At 62.2% G+C, this 9,044-nt stretch carries 5 protein-coding genes; all 5 read right to left on the bottom strand.

From position 1 onward, the window contains the following. Positions 1-113: 113 nt before the first annotated feature. The 5 genes from tuf to VXJ37_RS02405 all read right to left on the bottom strand — a co-directional run bounded on the left by tuf (position 114) and on the right by VXJ37_RS02405 (position 8,991). Positions 114-1,304, bottom strand: coding sequence for an elongation factor Tu (gene tuf / locus VXJ37_RS02425; protein ID WP_018760460.1), 1,191 nt, complete (start codon positions 1,302-1,304; stop codon positions 114-116). A gap of 249 nt (positions 1,305-1,553) precedes the next feature. Continuing rightward, positions 1,554-3,668, bottom strand: a complete 2,115-nt coding sequence (gene fusA, locus VXJ37_RS02420) for an elongation factor G (RefSeq protein ID WP_141942684.1) — start codon at positions 3,666-3,668, stop codon at positions 1,554-1,556. A gap of 69 nt (positions 3,669-3,737) precedes the next feature. Further along, on the bottom strand, positions 3,738-4,208 hold the full coding sequence (gene rpsG, locus VXJ37_RS02415; protein WP_003803829.1) for a 30S ribosomal protein S7: 471 nt from the start codon (positions 4,206-4,208) through the stop codon (positions 3,738-3,740). A gap of 1 nt (position 4,209) precedes the next feature. Further along, complete coding sequence (gene rpsL, locus VXJ37_RS02410) at positions 4,210-4,584, bottom strand: 30S ribosomal protein S12 (RefSeq protein ID WP_009358312.1); 375 nt, start codon at positions 4,582-4,584, stop codon at positions 4,210-4,212. Positions 4,585-5,091: 507 nt separating this feature from the next. Continuing rightward, positions 5,092-8,991 carry a DNA-directed RNA polymerase subunit beta' gene (locus VXJ37_RS02405; protein ID WP_331321457.1) on the bottom strand — a complete coding sequence of 1,300 codons (3,900 nt, stop codon included), beginning with the start codon at positions 8,989-8,991 and terminating at the stop codon, positions 5,092-5,094. Between the last annotated feature and the right edge of the window lie 53 nt (positions 8,992-9,044).

Genomic DNA, 9,044 nt, shown 5'->3' with positions numbered 1-9,044 from the left:
GAAGTCGAAACTGAATTTTCAGTCCAACTTTCGGGGAGCAGTTCACGAAGCAGCGGGGCTTTCCTGTGGATTCAGCGTGGGCCGTGGCCCGGCAGAACCTTGATCAGCAAGGACTACTTGATGATCTTGGTAACGCGTCCCGAACCAACGGTGCGGCCGCCTTCGCGGATTGCGAAGCCGAGGCCCTCTTCCATAGCGATGGGCTGGATGAGCGCAACGGTCATCTCAGTGTTGTCGCCGGGCATAACCATTTCCGTGCCCTCGGGCAGGGTGATAACGCCGGTTACGTCCGTGGTACGGAAGTAGAACTGCGGGCGGTAGTTGGAGTAGAACGGGTTGTGACGTCCGCCTTCGTCCTTGGAGAGGATGTAGACGTTGGCCTCGAAGTCGGTGTGCGGGGTGATGGAACCCGGCTTGACGACAACCTGGCCACGCTCGACATCGTCGCGCTTCAGACCACGGAGCAGGAGGCCACAGTTCTCGCCGGCCCATGCTTCGTCGAGCTGCTTGTGGAACATCTCGATACCGGTAACCGTGGTCTTCTGGACCGGGCGGATACCAACGATCTCGACCTCAGAGTTGATGGCGAGGGTTCCACGCTCGGCGCGGCCCGTAACAACGGTGCCACGGCCGGTGATGGTGAAGACGTCCTCGATCGGCATCAGGAACGGCTTGTCACGGTCACGTACGGGGTCCGGAACGGACTCGTCGACAGCAGCCATCAGGTCCTCAACGGACTTGACCCACTCCGGGTCGCCTTCCAGGGCCTTGAGGCCGGAAACGCGGACAACCGGAGCGTTGTCGCCATCGAAGCCCTGCGAGCTCAGGAGCTCACGAACTTCCATTTCGACGAGGTCCAGCAGTTCCTCATCGTCAACCATGTCAGCCTTGTTCAGGGCGACCAGCAGGTAGGGAACACCAACCTGGCGGGCGAGCAGAACGTGCTCACGGGTCTGAGCCATCGGGCCGTCGGTAGCAGCAACCACGAGGATCGCGCCGTCCATCTGGGCAGCACCGGTGATCATGTTCTTGATGTAGTCAGCGTGGCCGGGGGCGTCAACGTGTGCGTAGTGACGCTTCTCGGTCTGGTACTCCACGTGGGAGATGTTGATGGTAATACCGCGCTGACGCTCTTCGGGTGCAGAGTCGATCGACGCGAAGTCACGCTTCTCGTTGAGAGTCGGGTACTTGTCGTACAGCACCTTGGAAATGGCGGCCGTCAGCGTCGTCTTACCGTGGTCAACGTGACCAATGGTGCCGATGTTGACGTGCGGCTTAGTCCGCTCGAACTTTGCCTTTGCCACAGGTTCCTCCTAGAACGTTTTCAAATGACATACCCTCCTGCCGCTCTTGTCGCGGCAGAAACTCAGGTAAGTCTACTTGGGGGGCTTTGGATTGGTGAAATTGCAGATTCAGGAACTAATACTAGTCCCTAGAGCCTGTTCGTGCAGATGGCCGGAATCCGGTCTGGACCGTAGCCGGCCACCTGCACCGGCTGTGCTTTCCGTTGCCGGCAAGCGCACCCGAGTTTGTTGCTTTGAGAAGTCCGGAGACTATTCGCCGCGGGTCTTCTGGATGATCTCGTCGGCAACTGCCTTCGGGACCTCGGCGTAGCTGTTGAAGGTCATGGAGTACACAGCGCGGCCCTGGGTCTTGGAGCGCAGGTCACCGATGTAGCCGAACATGCCGGACAGCGGAACGTGCGCACGGATGACCTTGACGCCCTGTGCATCTTCCATGGACTGCATCTGGCCACGGCGGGAGTTGAGGTCACCGATAACTTCACCCATGTATTCCTCAGGGGTGCGGACCTCTACATCCATCAGCGGTTCAAGCAGTACAGGGTTCGCCTTGCGTGCAGCTTCCTTGAAAGCCATACGGCCGGCGATCTTGAACGCCATTTCCGAAGAGTCAACATCGTGGTACGCGCCGTCGATCAGCGTGGCCTTGATGCCGACAACCGGGTATCCGGCCAGGACGCCGTCATTCAGTGCGTCCTGGATGCCCGCGTCAACAGACGGGATGTATTCACGCGGAACGCGGCCACCGGTGACCTTGTTCTCGAACTCGTACAGCTCGCCCTCGGCGGTGTCCAGCGGCTCGATCGCGATCTGGATCTTTGCGAACTGACCCGAACCACCGGTCTGCTTCTTGTGCGTGTAGTCGTGGCGTTCGACGGCGCGCTTGATGGTTTCGCGGTAGGCAACCTGGGGCTTGCCCACGTTTGCCTCGACCTTGAACTCGCGGCGCATGCGGTCCACCAGGATGTCCAGGTGGAGCTCGCCCATGCCGGCGATGATGGTCTGGCCGGTGTCTTCGTTGAGGGACACCTGGAAGGTGGGGTCCTCAGCGGAGAGCTTCTGGATGGCCGTGGAGAGCTTCTCCTGGTCACCCTTGGTGTTCGGCTCGATGGCAACCGAGATCACGGGCTCCGGGAAGCTCATGGACTCGAGCACGATCTGGTTGTTGGCATCACACAGGGTGTCACCCGTGGTGGTGTCCTTCAGGCCGATGGCTGCGTAGATGTGGCCGGCGGTAGCGCCCTCAACGGGCATTTCCTTGTTGGCGTGCATCTGGAACAGCTTGCCGATGCGCTCCTTCTTGCCCTTGGTGGAGTTGACTACCTGCGCGCCTGCTTCCACGTGACCGGAGTACACGCGGATGAAGGTGAGCTGGCCGAAGAAGGGGTGAGCAGCAATCTTGAACGCCAGTGCCGAGAACGGCTCTTCGGCGGAAGGCTTGCGGGTCAGTTCCTTTTCTTCGTCGCGGGGGTCGTGGCCGACCATCGGGGGGACGTCGAGCGGGTTCGGCAGGTAGTCCACAACTGCGTCGAGCATGGGCTGAACGCCACGGTTCTTGAATGCGGAACCGCAGAAGATCGGGTAGAGCTCGGAGTTGATGGTCATCTTGCGGATGCCGGCCTTGAGCTCGTCGATCGAGATCTCTTCGCCCTCGAGGTACTTCTCCATGAGTTCCTCGGAAGACTCGGCGACGGTCTCAACGAGGTTCGCGCGGTATTCCTCAGCCTTTTCCTGGAGGTCAGCCGGGATCTCGCGGATCTCGTACTTGGCACCCATGGTGACGTCGCCCTTGGCATCGCCGGGCCACACCAGGGCGCGCATGTAGAGCAGGTCGACGACGCCGATGAAGTCGTTCTCGGCACCGATAGGCAGCTGCATGACCAGCGGCTTGGCACCGAGGCGGCTGATGATGGTGTCTACGGTGAAGTAGAAATCAGCACCCAGCTTGTCCATCTTGTTGACGAAGCAGATACGCGGGACGTTGTACTTGTCAGCCTGGCGCCACACGGTCTCGGACTGCGGCTCAACGCCTTCCTTGCCATCGAAGACGGCAACTGCACCGTCGAGGACGCGCAGGGAGCGCTCAACCTCAACCGTGAAGTCCACGTGGCCGGGGGTGTCGATGATGTTGATCTGGTTGTTTTCCCAGAAGCAGGTCACGGCGGCAGACGTGATGGTGATGCCGCGTTCCTTTTCCTGTTCCATCCAGTCGGTGGTCGAAGCGCCGTCGTGCGTTTCGCCGATCTTGTGGTTCACACCCGTGTAGAACAGGATGCGCTCGGTTGTGGTGGTCTTGCCGGCATCAATGTGGGCCATGATGCCGATGTTGCGGACCTTGCTAAGGTCGGTAAGCACGTCCTGTGCCACGGGGTCTCCTTTTGGGATGGACTACACGTTCGCCGCCGGCTCGGTTGAGCCGGCGGCGTCCGGGGAGTATTACCAGCGGTAGTGTGCGAAGGCCTTGTTGGACTCGGCCATCTTGTGGGTGTCTTCGCGACGCTTCACAGCGGCACCGAGACCGTTGGACGCATCCAGGATTTCGTTCTGGAGACGTTCGGTCATCGTCTTTTCGCGGCGGGCCTTGGAGTAGCCGACCAGCCACCGCAGGGCGAGTGCGGTGGAGCGGCCCGGCTTGACCTCAACCGGAACCTGGTAGGTTGCGCCACCGACACGGCGGGAGCGGACCTCGAGCGAAGGCTTGACGTTGTCCATGGCCTTCTTCAGGGCTGCAACGGGGTCGCCACCGGACTTGGCGCGTGCGCCTTCGAGTGCACCGTAGACAATGCGCTCTGCCGTGGACTTCTTGCCGTCAACAAGCACCTTGTTGATGAGCTGGGTTACCAGCGGGGAACCGTATACCGGATCCGAAACGAGCGGCCGCTTGGGGGCCGGACCCTTGCGAGGCATATTACTTCTTCTCCATCTTTGCGCCGTAGCGGCTGCGGGCCTGCTTACGGTTCTTCACACCCTGGGTATCGAGGGCGCCACGGACGATCTTGTAGCGGACACCCGGGAGGTCCTTAACACGACCACCGCGAACGAGCACAATGGAGTGCTCCTGCAGGTTGTGGCCAACACCGGGGATGTAGGCGGTAACTTCCACGCCGCCGTTGAGGCGCACACGTGCCACCTTACGCAGAGCCGAGTTCGGCTTCTTCGGGGTGGTGGTGTAGACGCGGGTGCAAACACCGCGGCGCATGGGGCTGCCCTTAAGCGCGGGAGCCTTGGTCTTTGAGACCTTAGGCGTGCGGCCCTTGCGGACCAGCTGGTTAATCGTAGGCACTCTCGTGTTCTCCGTTTTATCCGGAGTGGCTGTTTCCGGCCACTCTCCTGTTGCGTTGCCCCGCCGCCCGGGCCCTGAAGGAAATCTCCATGACGGCGAAGGCGAAGCCTTTAATAGTCGGATCGCACACCGGGGCGGAACTTCGTTCGGACAGTTCCCCAGGCATGCAAAAATGTGGCATACGTTGCACAAGAACCCTGCAAACCGGAAACGTCGCTCTGGTCCAGCCTTTCAGCTGATACCGGCGCACTCATCCACTGCCACAATAACAATTGGTAACAAGTCTAGCATGGACAGGCTCCATGCCTTAATCGGGGCCTCCCCCGCACCGATTGCTCCGTACTTGTCGTTATGGGCCACCAGAACGACAAGTACGGAGCAGTCGACGGGATAAACGGGGATGGTCCCCCACCGTACGGTGAGGGACCATTCCTCTTGCTTCCTAAGGGCGGGGCGGAGGGTCCCTACGTGGCGCGGAACGCGACACGTAAGGGACCGCCCTGCCCGTCAGCGGAAGTCGTTGCCCAGGTCGTAGTCATCCAGCGGAATGGCGTGGAACTCGGGAGCTCCGTCACCACCCAGGGTGTCGTACGAGAAGTCACTGAATGCGCTGGGGCCGGTGAACAGGTTGGCCTTTGCTTCCTCAGTGGGCTCCACGGTGACCTCGGTGTAGCGCGGGAGGCCCGTGCCGGCCGGGATCAGCTTACCGATGATGACGTTTTCCTTCAGGCCCAGCAGCGGATCGCTCTTGCCTTCCATGGCCGCCTGCGTCAGGACGCGGGTGGTCTCCTGGAAGGAAGCTGCCGACAGCCAGGACTCGGTGGCCAGCGACGCCTTGGTGATGCCCATGAGCTCGGGACGTCCGGAAGCCGGAGTCTTGCCCTCGGACACAACGCGGCGGTTGGCCTCCTCGAAGCGGCTGCGCTCGGCGAGCTCGCCGGGCAGCAGGTCGGATTCGCCGGATTCGATGACCGTGACGCGGCGCAGCATCTGGCGGACGATAACCTCGACGTGCTTGTCGTGGATACCGATGCCCTGGCTGCGGTACACGCCCTGGACCTCGTCCACCAGGAACTTCTGTGCTGCACGCGGACCCATGATGCGCAGGACCTGCTTGGGGTCCACCGGGCCGTTGATCAGCTTCTGTCCGACGGCGACGTGGTCGCCGTCTTCGATCAGCAGGCGTGAACGGCGCAGGACCGGGTAGGCGATCTCTTCCGATCCGTCATCCGGGGTGATGACCAGGCGCATCTGGCGTTCGGACTCTTCGATGGTGATGCGGCCGGCTGCTTCAGCAATCGGTGCGACACCCTTCGGAGTACGGGCTTCGAAGAGCTCCTGGATACGGGGCAGACCCTGGGTGATGTCGTCGCCACCGCCGGCGGAGACAGCACCACCGGTGTGGAACGTACGCATGGTCAGCTGGGTACCGGGTTCACCGATGGACTGTGCGGCGATGATGCCCACGGCCTCGCCGATGTCCACGGTCTTGCCGGTGGCCAGGGAACGGCCGTAGCACAGGGCGCAGGTGCCGACGCTGGACTCACAGGTGAGTACGGAGCGGACCTTGACCTCGGTGATGCCTGCCTTGAAGAGCTCAGCGATCACAACGTCGCCGCAATCGGTGCCGGCAGCTGCGAGGACGTTGCCCTCGGAGTCCACGACGTCGACGGCCAGCGTACGTGCGTAGGCGCTGTTCTCCACGTTCTCGTCCAGGACGAGCTCACCGTTGGAGTCAGCGACGGCGATGGGCGTGACCAGGCCGCGCTCGGTGCCGCAGTCGTCTTCACGGACGATGACGTCCTGCGAGACATCCACCAGACGACGGGTCAGGTAACCCGAGTTGGCGGTACGCAGTGCGGTATCGGCCAGACCCTTACGGGCACCGTGCGTGGCGATGAAGTATTCCAGCACCGACAGGCCCTCACGGTAGGAGGACTTGATGGGGCGCGGGATGATCTCACCCTTCGGGTTGGCCACAAGGCCACGGATACCCGCGATCTGGCGGACCTGCATCCAGTTACCACGAGCACCGGAGGACACCATGCGGTTGATCGTGTTCATCGGGGACAGGCTTTCACGCATCACGGAGGCGATGTCGTTGGTGGCCTTGTTCCAGATCTCGATCAGTTCCTGGCGGCGCTCGTCGTCGTCGATCAGGCCCTTGTCGTACTGGCCCTGGATCTTGGCGGCGCGTTCCTCGTACCCGGCAAGGATTTCCGGCTTGGCAGCAGGGACCTCGATGTCGGAGATGGCAACGGTCACGCCTGAACGGGTGGCCCAGTAGAAACCGGCGTCCTTCAGGTTGTCCAGCGTTGCCGCGGTAACAACCTTGGGGTAGCGCTCGGCGAGGTCGTTGACGATGCGGGACAGTTCGCCCTTGTCGGCAACAGCCTCAACCCAGGGGTAGTCCTCGGGCAGGGTCTCGTTGAAGAGGACCTGGCCCAGGGAGGTCTGGACGAGTGCGGGCTGACCCTGCTCCCAGCCTTCCGGAGCTTCCCAGCCGGCGTACGGCACGAAGCCTTCGAGGCGGATCTTGACCTGCGAGTTCAGGTGCAGCTCGCGGGCGTCGAACGCCATGATGGCCTCGGAGACCGAACCGAAGATGCGGCCTTCACCGGCTGAACCCTTGCGCTTGGTGGTCAAGTGGTACAGGCCGATGATCATGTCCTGCGAAGGCAGGGTAACCGGACGTCCGTCGGACGGCTTCAGGATGTTGTTCGAGGACAGCATCAGGATGCGGGCCTCAGCCTGGGCCTCGGGGCTCAGCGGCAGGTGCACTGCCATCTGGTCACCGTCGAAGTCTGCGTTGAACGCGCCACAAACCAGCGGGTGCAGCTGAATTGCCTTGCCTTCAACGAGCTGCGGCTCGAATGCCTGAATGCCCAGGCGGTGCAGGGTAGGTGCACGGTTGAGCAGCACCGGGTGTTCGGTGATGATCTCTTCGAGCACGTCCCAGACCTGCGGGCGGTAGCGCTCCACCATCCGCTTGGCCGACTTGATGTTCTGGGCGTGGTTGAGGTCAACCAGGCGCTTCATCACGAACGGCTTGAAAAGCTCCAGGGCCATCTGCTTGGGCAGGCCGCACTGGTGCAGCTTCAGCTGCGGGCCGACGACGATGACCGAACGGCCGGAGTAGTCGACGCGCTTGCCGAGGAGGTTCTGGCGGAAACGGCCCTGCTTGCCCTTGAGCATGTCGCTCAGGGACTTCAGCGGACGGTTGCCCGGCCCGGTGACCGGACGGCCACGGCGGCCGTTGTCGAAGAGGCTGTCAACAGCTTCCTGAAGCATGCGCTTCTCGTTGTTGACGATGATCTCCGGAGCACCCAGGTCAAGCAGGCGCTTGAGGCGGTTGTTGCGGTTGATCACGCGGCGGTACAGGTCGTTGAGGTCGGAGGTCGCGAAGCGGCCACCGTCCAGCTGGACCATGGGGCGCAGTTCCGGCGGGATCACCGGGACGGCGTCGAGGACCATGCCAAGCGGGCTGTTGTTGGTGGTCAGGAATGCGTTGACCACCTTCAGGCGCTTCAGGGCACGGGTCTTGCGCTGGCCCTTGCCGTTGGCGATGACGTCGCGCAGTGCTTCGGACTCGGCCTGCATGTCGAAGTTCTCAAGGCGCTTCTTGATGGCTTCGGCACCCATGGAGCCTTCGAAGTACATGCCGTAGCGGTCGCGCAGTTCGCGGTACAGGCCCTCGTCACCTTCGAGGTCGGCGACCTTCAGGTTCTTGAAGCGGTCCCAGACCTGCTCGAGGCGCTCGATGTCGGCGTCGGCACGCTTGCGGACGTTGGCCATCTGGCGGTCGGCGGAGTCGCGGGCCTTCTTCTTGTCGGCAGCCTTGGCGCCTTCGCCCTCGAGGCGCGCGATTTCGCCTTCGAGGTCGCGGGCGATCGCGGCGATGTCGGCGTCGCGGTTGTCAATGAGCTGCTTCTTCTCGATGTCGTGCTCAACCTGCAGGTTGGGCAGTTCCTCGTGGCGGGCGGCCTCGTCAACGCTGGTGATCATGTAGGCAGCGAAGTAGATGACCTTTTCGAGGTCCTTAGGTGCCAGGTCAAGGAGGTAGCCCAGGCGGGAGGGAACACCCTTGAAGTACCAGATGTGGGTGACGGGAGCGGCGAGCTCGATGTGGCCCATGCGCTCACGGCGGACCTTGGCACGGGTGACTTCGACGCCACAGCGCTCACAGATGATGCCCTTGAAGCGCACGCGCTTGTACTTGCCGCAGTAGCATTCCCAGTCGCGGGACGGGCCGAAGATCTTCTCGCAGAAGAGGCCGTCCTTCTCGGGCTTGAGCGTGCGGTAGTTGATGGTTTCCGGCTTCTTAACCTCGCCGTACGACCAGCCGCGGATGTCTTCCGCGGTGGCGAGGCCGATCTGCATGAGGCCGAAGGAGGATTCGCTGGACATATGGTCCCTGTTCTCTCTTGTTCTCTAAATTCTGAAGTCTTAGGTGCGGGATG

Origin of the sequence: Pseudarthrobacter phenanthrenivorans (genome assembly GCF_036455295.1) — a bacterium.
Classification (GTDB): Bacteria; Actinomycetota; Actinomycetes; order Actinomycetales; family Micrococcaceae; genus Arthrobacter; species Arthrobacter phenanthrenivorans_C.
Note: the sequence above shows the minus strand (reverse complement) of the source record. Positions and strands in the feature narration are given on the sequence as shown.

Bases quoted from the DNA above. Each gene is read 5' to 3' on its own strand.
- rpsG (WP_003803829.1), bottom strand. From the start codon at position 4,208: ATGCCTCGCAAGGGTCCGGCCCCCAAGCGGCCGCTCGTTTCGGATCCG.
- VXJ37_RS02405 (WP_331321457.1), bottom strand. From the start codon at position 8,991: ATGTCCAGCGAATCCTCCTTCGGCCTCATGCAGATCGGCCTCGCCACC.